General features: G+C 40.1%; 15 protein-coding genes. All 15 read right to left on the bottom strand.

Annotation, left to right across the window (positions count from 1 at the left end; all coding sequences use genetic code 11):
* Positions 1–252 precede the first annotated feature (252 nt).
* The 15 genes from JI666_RS01335 to JI666_RS01265 all read right to left on the bottom strand — a co-directional run bounded on the left by JI666_RS01335 (position 253) and on the right by JI666_RS01265 (position 18,049).
* Positions 253–1,029, bottom strand: a complete 777-nt coding sequence (locus tag JI666_RS01335; RefSeq protein WP_206888147.1) for a cell division protein FtsQ/DivIB — start codon at positions 1,027–1,029, stop codon at positions 253–255.
* A gap of 477 nt (positions 1,030–1,506) precedes the next feature.
* A complete protein-coding gene (murB, locus tag JI666_RS01330) occupies positions 1,507–2,418 on the bottom strand; it encodes a UDP-N-acetylmuramate dehydrogenase (RefSeq protein WP_206888143.1) in 912 nt (303 codons plus the stop codon).
* 68 nt (positions 2,419–2,486) lie between these two features.
* Positions 2,487–3,587 (bottom strand): stage V sporulation protein E, encoded by a 1,101-nt coding sequence (gene spoVE / locus JI666_RS01325; protein ID WP_206888140.1) that lies wholly within the window; start codon positions 3,585–3,587, stop codon positions 2,487–2,489.
* Between the two features lie 68 nt (positions 3,588–3,655).
* A complete protein-coding gene (gene murD / locus JI666_RS01320; protein ID WP_206888136.1) occupies positions 3,656–4,996 on the bottom strand; it encodes a UDP-N-acetylmuramoyl-L-alanine--D-glutamate ligase in 1,341 nt (446 codons plus the stop codon).
* Positions 4,996–5,970: a phospho-N-acetylmuramoyl-pentapeptide-transferase gene (gene mraY / locus JI666_RS01315; RefSeq protein WP_206888134.1), complete on the bottom strand. Its 975-nt coding sequence runs from the start codon at positions 5,968–5,970 to the stop codon at positions 4,996–4,998. Before mraY ends, murD begins: the two co-directional genes overlap by 1 nt.
* A gap of 18 nt (positions 5,971–5,988) precedes the next feature.
* Positions 5,989–7,341, bottom strand: a complete 1,353-nt coding sequence (locus JI666_RS01310) for a UDP-N-acetylmuramoyl-tripeptide--D-alanyl-D-alanine ligase (protein WP_206888132.1) — start codon at positions 7,339–7,341, stop codon at positions 5,989–5,991.
* A complete protein-coding gene (locus tag JI666_RS01305; protein WP_206888130.1) occupies positions 7,338–8,801 on the bottom strand; it encodes a UDP-N-acetylmuramoyl-L-alanyl-D-glutamate--2,6-diaminopimelate ligase in 1,464 nt (487 codons plus the stop codon). The genes JI666_RS01310 and JI666_RS01305 overlap by 4 nt, the downstream gene beginning before the upstream one ends.
* A gap of 97 nt (positions 8,802–8,898) precedes the next feature.
* Entirely contained in the window at positions 8,899–10,818 is a 1,920-nt protein-coding gene (locus tag JI666_RS01300; protein ID WP_206888128.1) for a stage V sporulation protein D, read from the bottom strand.
* Positions 10,819–10,880: 62 nt separating this feature from the next.
* Positions 10,881–13,079: a PASTA domain-containing penicillin-binding protein gene (locus tag JI666_RS01295; protein ID WP_206888126.1), complete on the bottom strand. Its 2,199-nt coding sequence runs from the start codon at positions 13,077–13,079 to the stop codon at positions 10,881–10,883.
* A 20-nt stretch (positions 13,080–13,099) separates the two neighbouring features.
* Complete coding sequence (gene ftsL / locus JI666_RS01290) at positions 13,100–13,468, bottom strand: cell division protein FtsL (protein ID WP_206888124.1); 369 nt, start codon at positions 13,466–13,468, stop codon at positions 13,100–13,102.
* 35 nt (positions 13,469–13,503) lie between these two features.
* Positions 13,504–14,433, bottom strand: a complete 930-nt coding sequence (gene rsmH, locus JI666_RS01285; protein ID WP_206888120.1) for a 16S rRNA (cytosine(1402)-N(4))-methyltransferase RsmH — start codon at positions 14,431–14,433, stop codon at positions 13,504–13,506.
* Positions 14,434–14,467: 34 nt separating this feature from the next.
* Entirely contained in the window at positions 14,468–14,899 is a 432-nt protein-coding gene (mraZ, locus tag JI666_RS01280) for a division/cell wall cluster transcriptional repressor MraZ (RefSeq protein WP_048309899.1), read from the bottom strand.
* A 144-nt stretch (positions 14,900–15,043) separates the two neighbouring features.
* On the bottom strand, positions 15,044–16,666 hold the full coding sequence (gene bshC, locus JI666_RS01275; RefSeq protein WP_206888118.1) for a bacillithiol biosynthesis cysteine-adding enzyme BshC: 1,623 nt from the start codon (positions 16,664–16,666) through the stop codon (positions 15,044–15,046).
* Positions 16,667–16,768: 102 nt separating this feature from the next.
* The gene (locus JI666_RS01270) at positions 16,769–17,152 is read right to left on the bottom strand and encodes a DUF3397 domain-containing protein (RefSeq protein WP_206888115.1); all 384 of its coding nucleotides are present in this window, start codon (positions 17,150–17,152) and stop codon (positions 16,769–16,771) included.
* A gap of 18 nt (positions 17,153–17,170) precedes the next feature.
* Complete coding sequence (locus tag JI666_RS01265) at positions 17,171–18,049, bottom strand: 2-dehydropantoate 2-reductase (protein ID WP_206888111.1); 879 nt, start codon at positions 18,047–18,049, stop codon at positions 17,171–17,173.
* Positions 18,050–18,058: the final 9 nt, after the last annotated feature.

Below are 18,058 nucleotides of genomic sequence, written 5' to 3'. Positions count from 1 at the left end.
TTACTTCTAAAACTTAAATCATTTCAATCTTCCAATCTAGTTTAAGCAAATTAAAAAAAGAAGCACGTAAATAACAGTCTACACCATGTCAATGCAGTAGAAAAGTCACTGTTTCAATAATCGGATAGTTTTTCTCTATTTTGGCTATTTTTTATAAGTTTCTGCACTATATACAATGAAATGCCCTGCTTATAACCGTTCGTTAAAGAAGTACATTCCGTGTCCATTAATCAAAAGTCTTTTCAAACTTTCTTATGATTCTGGCTTTACGTCTACCTTTACTTCTTCATATGGTTGAAGCCAGCTTCCTTCATTCAGGTAAAGGATACCTTTTGGCTTATCTTTTAGTTTGTTCACAATGAGCGGATAGTTGTTAACCTTCTCGGCAAAAGTGCTAATACTCGTCCTCACTTCGTACCCATCCGTCATATACAAAGTCAGGTTAAATGCCTTATTGTCATCAGGTGTGTAGTGAATCTCTGAAATTCGGTTAATTACGCTCATCTTTACTTTTCGAAGCTCTCCAGCCATATCTGAAAGCTCTGTGCTTTCATTCCATTGCATAAGAATTGGTGCACTTACAGGGGTGTCACCTTTTGGTAGCGCATCAAGAATTGAACCTGTCTGTAGAATTGGGAAGTATTTGCTTCCCTTTTTCAAATAAGCTACTCTTTCATTCTCAGTAACTTCTATAAGAACAGTGGCAGGGAATTTTCTTGAAACAACAGCTTCTGAAATTTCTTTAGATTTCTCAACGCTCTCTTCAATTTTCTTCGTGTTAATGTTCCAGAAACTAATGCTTTCATCCACACCACTTAACTTCTGAATCTCTTCTTGAGAAACATAATTATTACCTAACACTTCAATATTCCGAATATGACTTAAGGAAGATTGGAAATAGATGATCAGCAAAATGAGAAAGAAAAAGATTGATAGATAGACGATTAGCCTTCTATTCGCACGCTGCTTGCGCTGTGCCTTTAATGTAGGAATCCGATCTTCAATTGTGACAACTTTGCGATCTTCCATTGTCTTGCCTCCGTCTCCGGTTAGTAAACTTCTAATTGTATCACGTGCAGATTATGCTCATCATGGCAACCGAACGGCATGATAAACCTCATAATAGTCATTTCACCTATTATAGCATAAATACGGGACTTAATATCCACTCGAAGAAAATTCATACTAGATTTATCGCTCCGCTGTTCTATGGTGAAATCTTGAGTTCGACCTCTTGAAAAATGTGACGGTCGGTTTATTCATAACTACAAAATTATTGTCACATTCGTATTGTCTTTAAGTCAAAAATCGAGAAGTCAACAATGTAAGTGAACATAGCCAAGTCAAAAAGAAAGATAGTTTTCTTAGACAATGTAAATATAAGAGTAGTAATTTGTTTTTCAAACCATTTTGATAGGTTTTTGATACACTACCTCTTTCGAACACAACAAGTTGTGAGAAAAAATCAAAAAAAGAGCGCTTTTGAAATCAAAAGCACTCTTTTTATTACTCATATACAATTTCTACTTCTGTTTGAAGATCGATTCCATATCGATCTTTTACAGTTTTTTTCACCAAGTTAATTAAGTTAAGAACATCTTCTGCTTTTGCTTCACCTACATTAACGATGAAATTACCATGCAGGTTAGAAATTTGTGCGCCTCCGATTTGGTGACCTTTCAAACCCGTCTGTTCAATTAGTTGGCCAGCATGATTCGGAAGCGGGTTTCGAAACACGCTTCCACAGCATGGCTCTTTCCATGGCTGGGTATCTGAACGGTACTCTTTATTCTTGTTCATTTCTGCGATGATTGTATCTTTGTCCCCTTTTTTCAAACCAAAGATGGCTTCTACAACAATGCCAGCTCTTTGCTGAAGTACGGAAGTCCGATATGAGAATTTAAGTTCTTCATTTGTGAGCCATTCCAAACTTCCATCTTTAAATAATACTAACGCTTTTATTAAGATGTCTGAAACATCGGCTCCATGAGCGCCAGCATTCATGTAGACAGCACCGCCAACTGAACCCGGAATTCCTCCTGCAAATTCAAGACCAGACAATCCCTTTTTACAGATGATTGTAACTAGCTTAATGAGAGAATAACCTCCCGCAACTCTCAGTTCAGTTCCATTAATCTCTATATCGTCCATACCTTTTCCTAGCTTAATGACTACGCCATCTATGCCTTTATCACTTACAAGCAAGTTAGAACCGCGTCCAATAGCACGCCATTTCACATCATATTGGTGAATGGCGCTGATTATTTTTTTAAGTGATTCTGTATTCTTCGGTTCAATCAGTAAATCAGCAGGTCCACCGATTCGAATGGTCGTATGTTTGGACATCGGCTCGTTCACACGAATTCTTCCGACATCTTCATTACGTAACGCTTCCTCTAACCGTGATAACTTACTCATCATTACCTCCTGACTCCGAACAAATTAATCAAGCCCATGGTTTCAGAATGCATAATAAAGGTTGCTAATTAAAACTTAGCATATCGACTGATATTGAGAAGAACCCCCATCGCGACCAGCATAAGTGTTAATGATGAACCTCCATAACTAAGGAAAGGGAGCGTAATTCCTGTTACAGGCATAAGTCCTGTGACAACTCCAATATTAATCATAACTTGAATGGCCAGCATGCCGATGATTCCTACTGCCAAGAGACTTCCAAATAAATCAGGTGCTCTAAGAGCAATCCTAATCCCCCTCCATAAAAGAAGAGAAAATAGAAGAATCACAAACGTCCCACCAATAAATCCTAGTTCTTCTGATAAGATGGCAAAAATAAAATCAGTTTGTGGTTCTGGTAAATAGTAGAATTTCTGTCGACTTTGACCTAGGCCAAGTCCCATCAATCCACCTGGCCCAATAGCATAGAGAGATTGAATGATTTGAAATCCACTTCCGAGCGGATCACTCCAAGGATCTAAATACGATGTTATTCTAGCAATACGATATGGCGCTGATAAAATCAAACCAGCAAATCCAGCTAGCCCGAGCATCCCAAGCCAAACAAAGTGAGAAATTCTTGCACCGGATATGAAGATCATAACCACACATGTCCCGACCATTACTGCGCCTGTTCCAAGGTCTGGTTGAAGCATAATCATTGCAAAAGCAATGAACACAATACCAAGAGATGGGACAAGGCCTTTCTTGAAAGAAGTAATTCGCTTTTGGTTTTCAGAAAGGTATTTCGCAAGGAACGCAATCATTGCAAGTTTAGTGAATTCAGAAGGTTGAATTGAAAATGCACCAACACCAAGCCAGCTTCTAGCGCCTCCTCGAACAAGTCCGATTCCAGGTATAAGTACAAGGACCAGGAGAATAAAACAGAGGAGCACACCTACTTTTGACCATGTTCTCCACGTCCAATATTCTACGTTCATGACGAAGAACATGGCTACAACGCCAATACCCGCAAAAAGAAGCTGCCTTTTTGCGAAGAAAAAGGCATCGTCAAATTTATAGGATGCCCATACAGCGCTGGCACTGTATACCATAATGAGTCCAATCGCTAACAGAACAAGCGTTGCAGTTAAAAAAACGAGGTCTGGCGTTGATTTTGTTTTCGGCAATAGACCCACACTCCGTTATCGTCGATTTTACCTAACCGATAGAACCGGATAAGCAAGACAACCTCTCATTAGAGTCTATGCATTGCCTCAATAAAGATGTCTCCACGCTCTTCAAACGTCTTAAACTGATCCCAGCTAGCACACGCTGGAGAAAGTAGAACCACATCTCCGGTTTCGGATAGATCGTATGCTGTTAAAACAGCTTTTTCTACATTATCGACAACTGTGACAGAATTCAGTCCTGCCATTAATGCTGTATCTTTCAATTTCTGAGCAGTTTGTCCAAAAGTAATTAAGTGTTTAACTTTTGTTTGGAAATACGGAATGAGATCATCAAATCCATTGCCACGATCAAGTCCACCTGCAAGCAAAATAACAGGCTCGTCAAATGAATCTAACGCTTTTTTTGTAGCTATCGAATTGGTTGCTTTTGAGTCATTAAAGAATTTACGACCGCTTACTTCACCTGCGAATTGAAGGCGATGTTTCACACCATGAAAATTCGTAAGTTCACTGTGGATTTTCTCATTAGAGACACCAGACAATTTAGCAACAGCAACGGCCGCAAGCGTGTTCTCGATATTCTGTTTCATAGAAAGATCTTCAACCTTAATCACGTTCTCTTCTCTGAATACAACCCAACCATCGAGAATACTTACGCCATTATCTAGCTTTAACGTAGTAGAGAATGGAACGAGTGTAGCTTCCGATGCTTCTGCAAAGGACGAAACTACTGAATCATCCGCATTATAGACCGCAAAATCGTTTGCTGTCTGATTAGCGAATATCCGTGCTTTCGCTGCAGCATACGCATCTTTAGATCCGTGATAATCAAGATGCGCTTCATATATGTTTAAGAGAACAGAAATATGAGGATGAAAATGAACTGTCCCTTGTAACTGAAAACTTGAAAGTTCTGTAACGAGCGTTTGATTAGGTGTTGCCTCTGCCGCCACTTCGCACACAACAGTACCAATATTCCCCGCTACAATAGGGTCTAACGATGTTCCACTTAACAATTCACCGATTAGAGTTGTTGTTGTTGTTTTGCCGTTAGAACCAGTAATCGCAATAAAGGGAGCTTCAGAGATTTCTCCTGCAATTTCAACTTCCGTTACGATTGGGATGCTACGTTTCTCAGCTTCAACTAATAGCTCATTATGATATGGAATGCCTGGATTCTTAACGATTAAATCGATGCCATCTAATAATTCAAGCGGATGTCCTCCACCTACAACCGTAAAACCAGCTTCTTGTAATTCAATCGCTTTAGGATTGTTTGCTACTTCTTCTCGATCATTTACCGTTACGTTAGCTCCCATAGATTCGAGTAATTTTGCTGCTGCAAAACCACTTTTCGCGATACCCATCACTAGTACAGATTTATTAAAATAGTTTACTTTTTTCATTACATCCACACCTCAAGATAAATTCCAAATGTTGCACACAACAAGCCCACTGTCCAAAATGTAGCAACAACGCGCCATTCTGTCCATCCCGATAATTCATAGTGGTGATGAAGAGGACTCATCTTAAATACACGTTTACCTGTCGATTTGAACGATGCAACCTGAATAATAACAGACAGCGTTTCAATGACGAATACACCACCAATAATAACAAGAAGAAGTTCTAATTTCGTCATGATCGCTACAGCAGCAAGGGCACCACCAAGAGCTAGCGAACCTGTATCTCCCATAAACACTTTTGCAGGATGAGCATTAAAGACAAGAAATCCAAGTACTGCACCAACAACACTTACTGAGAAAATGGCTATATCATACATATATGCCGTTGCTGCTAGAATAGCAAAAGCTCCAAATGCAATGGCTGCTGTACCTGCAACTAAGCCGTCCAAACCATCTGTTAAGTTAACAGCATTCGATGCCCCAACTAACATGACAAAGAGTAAAATAATATACCCAATTCCAATATCAAAGCTCCACTCTGTACCAGGTACACGAATCGCTGTATCGAAGCCAACAGTTCTTAGTCCAAAATAAACAAGTATGGCAATCAGAACCTGACCTAGTAGCTTTTGCTTGGATGTTAATCCAAGGTTTCGTTTCTTAACAACTTTGATGAAGTCATCTAAAAATCCAATAAGTCCATAGCCAACTGTTACAAACAACAGCAACCAAATCTGCATCGATATTTCATCATACTTAAGTGCAATGATTACTGTCCCTAGAATGATTGAAAGCAAAATAATGAGTCCGCCCATCGTAGGTGTACCTGATTTCTTTTGATGGGATTTAGGTCCTTCTTCCCTTATGCTTTGGCCGAATTTAAGTCTTCTTAAAAACGGTATAAATACCGGTGATACAAGCACCGCTATAATAAATGATGTTAATAAACTAAAAATCAATAAACGTTCAATCAATGTACTGCCTCCTTAAAATTAATTCCCTAGTGCCTTTAATATGGTTTCAAGGCCAAGTCCTCTTGACGCTTTTAATAAGACAGCCGTCCTGTCGTCAAGCTTGCCTTCTAAATATGATGCGGCTTCTTCTTTGTTTTCAAAGGAAACAGCTGGGACTTGTTGTGCTTTATCTTCTGTCAAACCATCATAAATCCACTTTGCTTTTTCGCCTACGGTAATGACCTCAGTTATCGGCGCTCTTACAGATGAAGCGATATCGCGGTGAAGAGCTTCCTCTTCATCACCAAGCTCATACATGTCACCTAGTACAGCTATTTTTTGATCAAACCCTTCTAGCTCGACTAACGTTTCTACAGCTGCTTTCATGGAAGTTGGACTCGCATTGTACGCGTCATTAATAATCAAAGCACCAGATGGTAAACGGTATTTCTCTAACCTCATACCTGTAAGAGTTAAGGAAGATAAAGATTTATGAATTTCATCTTCAGAAAGGCCAAGCTTTCTGGCAGCTGCAATACTATAGATTGCGTTTTTAATATTATGTTTGCCTAATAAATTGATTTCGAACGGAGAATTCTCATTTTTCAAGGTAAACGTATAACCGTTCTCTCTTTTTTCAACTTTATCAATTTGGAGATCGTTGGTTTCGCTATACCCACAGGATAACGCGTCCTCATGAACAGGTGCTAACAATGGCTCATCACCGTCAATAACAAGCAACCCGTCTGATTTAAGTCCTTCAGCGATTTCCATTTTGGCTTTCGCAATATTTTCTCTACTTCCGAGTTGAAGTAAATGGGATTCACCGATATTTGTAATAACGGCTATATCTGGTTTCGCAATGGATGTAAGAAGTGAAATCTCTCCAGAAGAACTCATTCCCATTTCGAGAATTAGAACATCTGTCCCTTCTGGCATAGCAAGAACAGTCATTGGAAGTCCCCAATGATTATTTAAATTACCTTGCGTTTTGTATGTTTGATATTTAGGGCTCAAGACAGCTTCTAGCATATCTTTCACTGTTGTTTTTCCATTGCTTCCAGTGACGCCAATGACATACGGTTTCTGCTCTTTCAGGATCTGCTTAGCAAGTTCCTGTAAACCAACTGTTGTATCTTCCACCATATAAACTTGAATTCTTCCTTCAAGGTCCTTTGGGAATGGTTTGCTTCTCTCCCACAGCGTGCCTGTTGCGCCGTTCTCAATGGCACGGTCAATAAAGCGATGCCCATCAAATACTTCACCAACGATTGGAACAAATAATTTATTCGTACAATCCTTTCTAGTATCTGTTGCCACACCTTCAAAGACCAGTTCATGATCAACTGGTCCCTGACTGAATTCGTTTACTAATGTTGCTTTAAAATTCATGATTTTCGCTCCTTTATAGCTTGTCGCGCTGTCGTGCGATCATCAAAATCAAGCACCTGATCTCCAATAATTTGGTATGTTTCATGACCTTTTCCAGCAATTAATACGATATCACCCTTTTTTGCATGTGAGATCGCATAATGTATCGCTTCAGAGCGATCTGTAATACGCACATACTCTCCTTCCACACCTTCAACCATATCATCAAGTATTCGATCTGGATCTTCACTTCTAGGGTTATCAGAAGTAAGAACAGCAGTATCAGCTAGTTTGGAAGCAATTTTCGCCATAAGTGGCCTTTTCGTACGATCACGATCTCCACCGCAACCTACAACTGCAAAGACTTTACCTACAGCCATATCTTTAACGGTGACAAGTACATTTTCCAGGCTATCTGGTGTATGCGCGTAATCAACAATAACAGGATAATTTTGCCCCTCATCAACAAGCTCGAACCGACCTGGAACACCTTCAATGGCTTCAAGATTTTCTAGGATGCGATCAAGTGCTAACCCATTTGCAAGACTTGCAGAAATCGCAGCAAGTGCATTATAGACGCTAAATTTACCAGTAAGCTTTAATTTCACTTCACGCTCTTCATCAGGAGTAGTCAAGCGGAATCTTGTCCCATTAGCTGAAAAAGAAATATCATGGGCTTGAATGTCTGCTTCTCTGTCAATTCCATACCTCAAAATATATGCAGAGGTCATCTTCTCATAAGTACTAGATGCCTCATCATCGACATTTAAGATGGCTACCTTTTTTCTTCCTGTATCATATGTATTACCTAATTGTGAAAAAAGAAGACCTTTCGCAAGGCGATATTCTTCCATTGTCCCATGGTAATCAAGATGATCCTGCGTAAGGTTGGTAAACACTGCAATATCGTAGTCGCATCCTCTAACACGACCAAGAGTCAACGCATGAGATGATACTTCCATCACGGCTGTATCGACGTGCTGATCACGCATTCTGGCAAACTGCTTTTGAAGTAAAAGCGGTTCAGGCGTTGTATTCTTCGTCTCATATTCTTCGTCGCCAATTTTCATATTAATTGTGCCTATTAAGCCGGTTTTTTGAGATTCATTTCGATGGATGCGTTCGATTAAATGTGAAACCGTCGTCTTTCCGTTAGTTCCTGTTACGCCAATGAGAGAGAACGACTTCGTTGGATTTTGATAATAACGATTCGCAAGCTCAGCGAGTGCACGATGAGCATCACGAACAAGAATAACTGGAACCGCCACATTCAGCTCTTTCTCAGAAACGAGCGCAACAGCACCTTGTTGCACAGCCTGTTCAGCAAAATCGTGCCCATCAACTGTATAGCCTGGAATACATACAAATAGACTACCTTCCTGCACGGCTCTGCTGTCACTTTCAATGGAAAGAATGTCTGGGTTTCCTTCCCCTTTTTGCGTATATGTAAATAATGCATGAAGTAGATCGTTTAGTTTCATCTCTTTCAAACCTTTCTAGTTTGCTGACTTATTTTCAGAAAACAAGCCAAGAGCATATGCCTTGGCTTGTTCAATACTTATTGTACTCACAGGATGCCTATTTGTCACCCATATAAAGCCGAATTTCTGAACCTGCAGGTAATTTCACTCCAGGATCAGGTGCTTGTGCCACAACTGTATTACCTTCACCGCTCGAGTCAATCTTCAAATTGTACATTGCTTGACTAATTTCTTTTGTTGACATACCAATTAAATCAGGCATTTCAATCATTTCTTCGTCAAGCCATGTCTTTTCTTTCTCAATCTGGTCTTCCCTTTTCTCCACACCCATAACCGTCAAACTATCATGGATAATATTACCTACAATTGGGGCAGCTACAATACCACCAAACTGCAGTGTATCTTTAGGGTTATCTATTGCTACATAAACAACAATTTGGGGATCATCGGCAGGGGCAAAACCAATAAATGAAACGATGTGGTTATTTTTTAAATACGCACCATCTTTAGCTTTCTGGGCTGTTCCTGTTTTCCCGCCTACTCGATAGCCATCCACATACGCATTTTTACCTGTTCCTAAAGCCACAACTGTTTCAAGTGCATGTCTAACCTCTTTCGAAGTTTCTTTTGATATAACTTGTCGTTTCACTTTTGGCGTATTCTTACTGATAACGGCACCTGTTTCTGGATCTAACCACTCTTTAGCAATGTATGGTTCATATAAAGTTCCACCGTTAACTGCAGCGGACACCGCCGTTACTTGCTGAATGGGTGTCACTGAAACGCCCTGACCAAATGCGGTTGTCGCAAGCTCCAGTGGTCCAACATTATCAACATCAAATAGGATGCCGCTCGCTTCTCCTTGGAGGTCGATACCTGTTTTTTGCCCAAATCCAAATTTATGAATATACGAGAATAGCTTTTCTTTCCCTAGACGCTCACCTAGCATAACAAAACCAGGGTTACATGAATTTTGAACGCCTTCTAAGAAGCTCTGGCTACCGTGTCCCCCTGCTTTCCAGCACCTTAACTTGGTGCCTGCGACTTCAATACTACCTGGATCATGGAAGTGATCCTTCTCAAGATCAACTTCCCCCTCTTCTAAAGCAGCAGCAAGGGTAATGATTTTAAAAGTCGAACCGGGTTCATAAGTACTCCATACTGGCTTGTTCTGATTCCACACATCTGGTGATACATCTTGAAACTCTTCAGGATTAAAATTAGGGCGAGATGACATACCCAGTATTTCACCTGTTTTCGGATCCATTGCAACAGCTACCGCGCCATCTGGATGATAGGTAGCTTCAGCAATATCAAGCTCTCTCTCAATAATTGTTTCAATTCTAGAGTCTACTGTTAAGCGAAGATCAAGTCCATCAACAGGCTCGGTATAATCATCTGCGAGAGCAGGCATCCGCTTACCCTTAGCATCCGCATAGTATTCTACCTGGCCCTTTTCCCCACTCAACTCTTCATCATAGTATGATTCAATTCCAGTAAGCCCCTGATTATCAATACCGCTAAACCCTAACACGTGTGATAAATAAGCACCATAAGGATAATGGCGTTTATTGTCTTCAGCAATGTAAACGCCATTTAAATTCAACTTCCGAATTTCATTAGCCTTTTCGTTCGTCATCTTCTTTCCTTCTGGTCGAATCCAAACCATCGATTCCGATTTCGTAATGGTTTTGTACACTTTTTCTTTGCTAGTGTTTAAGGAAGCAGCTAAAGCTTCAGCGGTGGCTGCTGGGTTTTGTACTTGCCTTGGAACGATAAGAACGGATGGTGCACTAATGTTAGTGGCAAGAGGGACATCATTTCGATCAAGAATCTCGCCTCGATTAGGTTCAAAAGGTATGTTTCTGCTCCACGAGTCTTTCGCTTTTTCACTTAACCAGTTTCCCATAACAAGCTGCACGTAACCGAGTCTAACGACTACGACACCAAATACAAATAATCCAACGACAAGTACAAGAACAAGTCTCCTTCGGACAGTGACATTGGAAACGCGCATAAACTCATCCTCCCTGATTATGCTCGTTCCACTATATGTCCTATTTAGCTTTGATATACCTGCTAGTCCGTTATTGCTTCTGGCGTTTCATCCGGTTTTTCAGCTGGCTTTTCTTCAGCTGATGGTGTTTTCAATTCTGCGACTAAATAGTCTCCCTTTTTCACTACACTACCAGGTTTAATTCCTTGTTTCGTTACATAACCAGAACCCATCATGTTAGGTTTTAAATCCATCAATTCAACCAACTTCATAACATCCGCAAGAGACCAACCAGTGATATCTGGCATTGTTACCTTTTCTTTGGACTGTAAAATAATTCGTTCACCGTCAAGAATTTTTGAACCAGCATGTGGAGATTGACGTATGACTTCACCCTTACCAAGTGCAAGGACGTTTAAATCTTCCCCAAGCTCTTTTTTAGCTTGTTCAACATCCATTCCAGTAACGTCTTTTAAAACAGCTCCATTTTCATCAACCTGTTTTTTATTATTCGTTTCTTTCTTTTCAATTGGATCTATATTTAAATATTGAAGACTATTCTTCATGATTGTATTAAAGATTAGGGATACTGGATCACTCCCAAGTTCTGGGTATTCTAACTGTGGGCGATCCACAGCCACGTACACAATTAACTCGGGATCTTCAGCTGGAGCCATGCCAATGAATGAAAAGACATTGTTTCCATATCCGCTCATATAACCTTTTGCCCCTTGAGAAATCTGGGCCGTCCCCGTTTTACCCGCAATTGTATAGCCCTCTATGTTATAAGGGGTTCCTGTCCCATCTGTAACAACGGAGCGAAGGATTTCTCGAGTGTGAGCAGCAGTCTCCTTCGATATTGGTTCTCCTACTACTTTCGGTTCATGATTAAGCTTCACTTTATTCGAATCAGGATCAACGATTTTCTCAATTACATAAGGCTTCATCATCTTTCCACCGTTTGCAATAGAGGTCGCTGCTTGAATCTGCTGAATTGGAGTGATTGTCGACCCCTGTCCAAATCCAGTAGAAATTCGCTCAAGCTCTCCCCTATAAGTAATTTGCGAAGTTCCTTCCCCAGGTAAATCAATTCCAGTCTTCTTATCAAAGCCGAACTCTGACAAATAGTCTTTATAACGATCGAATCCAAGCTTTTCTTTCACAAGAATAGAAGCTGCTACGTTGGAAGAGTTTCGAATTCCTTCATCGAAACTAATCACTCCCCAACCTTCTCCATTGTTGTGATCGGGTACACTTCCACCAGGTACTTTATATCTACCTGATTGATACAATTCATCACCGTTATACACACCCTCTTCAATTGCTGCAGCGAGTGTGAATATTTTCATCGTTGAGCCTGGCTCAAATGACGAAATAGCCATGTTCGTATAATTCGAAATATCTCTTAAATTCGGATCGAACGTTGGACGATTTCCCATCGCAAGAATTTTACCTGTATCTGGATCAGCAACAATCGCTGTCATTCGCTCAGGGTTATACTTCTCCTGCGCTTCGTTCATGGCTCTTTCCATGAACAGTTGAATTTTCTCATCAATGGTTAAATAAACATCGTTTCCGCTTTTAGAAGGTGTAATGTTCTCATTCCCATAAGGAAGTCTAAAGCCCTGCCGGTCACTCTGGTACGTTTCTTTACCCGGCTGTGGAACAAGGTACTTGTTCAATTGCTTCTCTAGGCCAAGAAGTCCTTCTTGTACACCTTTTTCATTCTCATTTGTAAATCCGAGAAGGTGTGACGCAAACTCTTCATTAGGGTAAAGTCTCGTCTTAGTAGGAATAAATCCAACCCCTGGTAAATCGAGTTCTTCAATTTTCTCTTTCTTAGTAAGGCTTAAATTCTTTCCCGAAGATCCAAATTCGACCTGAAACACTTCTTCTCTAGACAGAATTTCTTTAATATCTGACTGTTTCATTTCAATAATCGGCGCAAGTTTTGACGCTGTTTCGTTAATGTCTTCTACGTGTTCATCATAATTCTCATCTAAAATTGCCCTTAGAGTAAATGAGGGGATGTCTGCTGCTAGTTCATTTTCCCCTGTACGGTCGTAGATCGTCCCTCGATCAGCTTCGAGTATTTTGCTTCTCGTCCATTTTTCTTGACCAAGTTCCATTAAATCTACCTTTTCTCCATCCACTCCTGATACCGCATGTGTCCATTCGATATAGAAGAAACGTCCAATAAAAGCAAAAAAGAGCAGGACAAATAGTGACATTAAAATCGCTGCTCCAACATTAATATGTGAGTTCTTATTTGTTTCTTTCATTTCAGTGCAAACCTCCGAAATTATGATCCCTTGTTGACTACTTCTACGTTTTGATCATTTAGCTTCATGCCTAATTCATTCTGGGCAATATCCATAATTCGATCTGGTGCACTTAACTCTGTTACTTGAACCTGCAATTCTTCATTCTGTTTCAATTGAGCACGCTGCTCAGATTCCACTTTTTGAATGCTCGTATTCAAATTGTAGATGGATGCATAATTCGAAACCATAAAAATAGACGCTGTCACAAACGCAAGTACAAGCATCATCCAGAGCAATTTCTCTCCTTTAGTTATACGACCACGTTCAATATATACCGATTGTTGCTTTACCTCAACTTGCTTTTTCTGTGTTTGCTGCTGTTGATACTTATACGCCAGGTTACTCATTGTTTTCCCCCTTACACCTTCTCTTATTTGTCTCTTTACGCTTTCTCTGCTACGCGAAGTTTGGCTGATCTTGCGCGTCGATTTACTTCTTGCTCTTCTTCAGATGGTAGAATTGGCTTCCTTGTCACTAGCTTCATTTCAGGCTGATATGCATCCGGAATAATCGGCATTCCAGGTGGAAGTTCTGGTCCTGAAGCTGCTTCCTTCATTGTCGTCTTACAGATTCGATCTTCAAGAGAATGGAACGTAATGACACTGATTCGACCGCCTGGATTCAAGATGGACATGCCATCAATGAGAGCTTGTTCGAATACTTTAAGCTCATCATTTACTGCAATTCGAATGGCTTGAAAAATCCGTTTAGCCGGGTGTCCCCCTTTCCTTCTCGCAGGAGCTGGGATTGCATCCTTAATAATATCAACTAGCTCGAATGTGGTTTCGATCGGTTTAAGGTCTCTTGCTTTTTCAATTTTGCGAGCGATTTGTTTTGAAAACTTTTCTTCACCAAATTTGAAAAAAATCGAGACGAGGCGTTCGTACTCCCACTCATTCACTACTTCATAAGCTGATAAACTGGAAGATTGATCCATCCTCATATCAAGCTGTGCGTCATGCTGATAACTAAACCCCCGTTCGCCTTTATCAAGCTGCGGAGAGGAAACACCGAGATCAAACAAAATGCCGTCAACACCGTCAATACCAAGGTCAGAAAGCGCCTCTTTAATAAAGCTGAAATTCCGTTCAATGACGGTCAGCTTGCTTTCAAACCCTGCTAGTGTTGTTTTGGCATTATCAATTGCCCACTGGTCCTGGTCAAATGCATACAGGTGCCCTGTAGTGAGCTTGTCCAGTATCGCTTTCGAATGGCCACCGCCACCAAGCGTACAATCGACATAAATGCCGTCCTCTTTAATATTTAATGCATCTACTGCTTCTTCTTTAAGTACTGTAATGTGTTCAAACATCGCTACACCTTAACCTTCATTCCATATTGATCTTCTACAAATCGAAATCCATCATGCTTTCCGCGATCTCAGAAAACGATTCTTCTGAGGCATTGAAATACTCTTCCCAAACTGACTTATTCCAAATTTCAAGCCTGTTCGATACACCAATAACAACGCATTCTTTTTCAAGACCGGCATATTGACGTAAAGTACCTGCAATGTTTACCCTGCCCTGTTTATCCAATTGGCATTCAGTAGCACCAGAGAAAAAGAATCGGGTAAAAGCACGAGCATCTTTCTTTGTAAAAGGAAGTGTCTTCATTTTCTCTTCGAGGACTTCCCATTCATTCATCGGATAGCCAAAAATACATTTATCTAGCCCGCGGGTTAAGACGAAGGTTTCACCAAGTTCTTCACGAAACTTAGCGGGAATAATCATTCTGCCTTTTTCATCAACAGTATGCTGATATTCCCCCATAAACATGGCTTTCTCCACCTCTCCCACTTTCTACCTCTAAGTTACCACAACTCCCCACTTTTCACCACTAAAAAATTAATTCGTACCACAACACAAAAATCCTGCTGTTCAGCAGGATTTTTATTTAAAACGATTCATTTATTTTGAATTTCATAAAATAACCACTTTATGTTTTTCATTAAAGGTTAAATCAAGCTCCATTAGGCGATCAACAAAATCCGGTCCATGCCAGTTTAAAAAGTAGACGGCATTCCATTTTCTTTCTTGCGGTGCGCCATTTGGTTTTAAGGCAAGTCCAATCTCATCGAATTTGGATAGATCATTTTCATGTTTGTATTCAATTGAGCTGTATAGTTTATGTTGAAGAAGATCAAGCTGCCTTTGAAGAAAACGTCCGTTTTTCTCTGCGTAGCTTTCAAGACCACTATCTACTATCTTTGTAAGATCTTGAAGTTCCTGATGAATGCTTTCTACTTTCGCTTTCGCATCTTTAAATGTACTACCTATCCCTACATCATCTAGATCACTAACATAGTTGTCTTTGAAAGATGTAATACCTGATTTTAATACATCTTCAATCGTTAGTGACAGGTCAGATAAATGCTTTTGGATGTGACGTTCAACAAACGTAAATGTTAAACGAGGAACGATAACAGGCATCTTAAAATCAAAAATTCGGAAGGCAGGCTTTAGTAGTGCCCAGTAAGCTAGCTCTCCTGGACCCGCAACAAACGAGAGCACAGGAAACATAGCATCCTGCATAATTGGACGAGTTACAACGTTATTGCTTAATTCATCTGGATGATAATGAGCAAGCTCGAGCAAGTCATCTCTCGTGAAAGTCGCTGCGGCAGATTTGCCTTCAAACCCAGCTCCGTTTCTTTCTAGAAGAATCCGTTCTCCTTTAACTTGCGCAAACAAATTTGCCTGGCGCTCGTCAAGCTCTACACCAATTGGATAGCCTTGATCTTTAAGCTGAGCGGCCTGCTTTATGACTGCTTCATTAATCGCCTCATTGTGATCAATCATCTTCTTAAAAGCATCAACCTGTAGTTCACGAAACTCAGTATTGCCAGAATCCACAAGCACAAGTCCGTGCTTAGAGAATAGCTCTGACATCATGAAACAAAAATGATCTACAAATGTATTGGACTTATTTGTCACATCTTCAAGCCATTTCTGAAGATCCTTTGTAAAAGAAGTTTCCCCAAAACGTTGAAGCATCTCCTTTGTCCAAGCGTCGAGCTTTTCTTGATCAAGTGCTATGTCAGATAATGCTTGCTTCGTAAATTGCTTTTGAGTAACAGCCTCTTTTTTCTCACGGTTCTTATCATACGTGAAGATATGATTCACTTCATGGTAATCATGATCCTCACCAGCAACCCAGAATAGAGGTATAACAGGTACACCAAGCGCTTCCTCTTTCTCTTCAGCAAGTTTAATGACTGATAGAGCTTTGTTAATTGTATAAAGAGGTCCTGTTAAGACTCCAGCCTGCTGTCCCGCCACGATCGTGACTGCATCGGCCTGGTTTAAACGATCTATGTTTTTCATCGCACGCTCATTAGCATCATACTTCGCATTGAATGTTTTCAGATGAGCCGTTAAAGACTTACGATCGTAATCACGTTCCATCAGCTCCCTATATCTGTCTTCATATGATGTTGAATCCTGATATGTATAGTCAAAAAAAGCCGAGATGTTTTTCTTCTCAGCGATGTAATCTGTTGCAATTACATTTGATCCTGGAAGGAATGTTTCAGTGAGTTTCATTAAAATTTCTTCCTTTCTTGACACAAATGCGGAACTCCGCCTTTTTAATCCTTAGTTAGTATATCAAACTTCCGGACGCCTACCAAAAAAAAAGCTTATGAGTTAGACCGTTATGATACGGTGTACTAACCCAATAAGCAATAGAACGATATAGGAAGTTGAAAACAATAAGAAATTAAAACGCCACGCTCCTTTAATAATCTTGTGAATGTGAATGTCTTCTTTTGTTTTCCAGTGAAGAACTGTAAATCCTACTGCCGCACCTACCATTAGAAGTAAAATCACCCATAAAAAGGAGTGACCAAATAATTCTACGATGATGAAATGCACGCTTAGAATGAAAAAAATCGTCGAGATATCCACTGCCAGACGAAACGAAAATTTTTTCTTCCGGGTCATTTTGACAGTCACAATGTACACAAGGTACCAGGCGAGAAGTGGTAAGGTTACAGCAGTAGCCACGATCCACGCTAGAACGTTTTCCATTTAAGTACACTCCCTTCATTAGTTTCTCATCTTCTCAAGCCCTTTAATTCCGTCAAATACCAATCTCGAATAAGGAACATCTAACCCCTTTAATTCTGCTTGCTTAAGAATAACTCCGGTAATCGCATCAATTTCAGTTAAGCGCCCACCATTTAAATCAGCTAGCATAGATGAAGTATTCCTTGCCGTTTGGCTGCATACAGCTTGAACATTCCTAAGAGCCTCTTCATAGTTTAGTCCGAGCACTTGAGAGGATTCTCTAACTAATTCTCTTAATATCGTGTAAAACCTTGCATTCGTTAGCAATTCGCCATTATCTATACCAAAGATTCCGGTTAATGGATTGATTGCACAGTTCACTACGAGCTTTCTAGCTAGCATATGATACCAGTCTTTTACATAATAAATTGGGAAGTCTTCACTTGAAAAATGATGTAATGATATCGGTACTCCTCGATAAGTACTTACTTCAATAGCGCCCTCTCCTGTATGTAGTACAGTCACATCATCAAGCTTTTTTGCTCCATGATTAATAACCCCAACTAAGATATTGTGAGATATAGACTTAAGATGCTGAATATGCCCCATCCCATTCTGAATGAAAAGCATATCTGGAATATCATCTCCAAACACCTCATTGATTGTTTCAACAACAGAGGAAACGTGTTGTGATTTCACAGCTATGATAAGTAAATCTACTTTGCCATCTTGAAGGACAGATGTTGATTGAACTGAAACTTGACGGACATGAGTCCCTCTATAATGAATGCCTTCTGCTTTTAATTTATTGGCTTGTTGAACCTTGTGGCAAACAACAGTCACATTATGATTCGACATTGTAAATTTTGCAGCTAAAAGCAATCCGATGGATCCAGCTCCTATTATCGTTATCCTCAACGTTATCTC

The organism is Bacillus sp. NTK071 (assembly GCF_017303315.1).
Lineage (GTDB): Bacteria > Bacillota > Bacilli > Bacillales > Guptibacillaceae > Guptibacillus.
This window is presented reverse-complemented; position numbering and strand designations above follow the sequence as displayed.

Bases quoted from the DNA above. Each gene is read 5' to 3' on its own strand.
- JI666_RS01310 (WP_206888132.1), bottom strand. From the start codon at position 7,341: ATGAATTTTAAAGCAACATTAGTAAACGAATTCAGTCAGGGACCAGTT.
- ftsL (WP_206888124.1), bottom strand. From the start codon at position 13,468: ATGAGTAACCTGGCGTATAAGTATCAACAGCAGCAAACACAGAAAAAG.
- murD (WP_206888136.1), bottom strand. From the start codon at position 4,996: ATGAAAAAAGTAAACTATTTTAATAAATCTGTACTAGTGATGGGTATC.
- JI666_RS01295 (WP_206888126.1), bottom strand. From the start codon at position 13,079: ATGAAAGAAACAAATAAGAACTCACATATTAATGTTGGAGCAGCGATT.
- JI666_RS01335 (WP_206888147.1), bottom strand. From the start codon at position 1,029: ATGGAAGATCGCAAAGTTGTCACAATTGAAGATCGGATTCCTACATTA.
- JI666_RS01300 (WP_206888128.1), bottom strand. From the start codon at position 10,818: ATGCGCGTTTCCAATGTCACTGTCCGAAGGAGACTTGTTCTTGTACTT.
- mraZ (WP_048309899.1), bottom strand. From the start codon at position 14,899: ATGTTTATGGGGGAATATCAGCATACTGTTGATGAAAAAGGCAGAATG.
- bshC (WP_206888118.1), bottom strand. From the start codon at position 16,666: ATGAAACTCACTGAAACATTCCTTCCAGGATCAAATGTAATTGCAACA.
- JI666_RS01270 (WP_206888115.1), bottom strand. From the start codon at position 17,152: ATGGAAAACGTTCTAGCGTGGATCGTGGCTACTGCTGTAACCTTACCA.
- rsmH (WP_206888120.1), bottom strand. From the start codon at position 14,433: ATGTTTGAACACATTACAGTACTTAAAGAAGAAGCAGTAGATGCATTA.
- JI666_RS01305 (WP_206888130.1), bottom strand. From the start codon at position 8,801: ATGAAACTAAACGATCTACTTCATGCATTATTTACATATACGCAAAAA.
- murB (WP_206888143.1), bottom strand. From the start codon at position 2,418: ATGAGTAAGTTATCACGGTTAGAGGAAGCGTTACGTAATGAAGATGTC.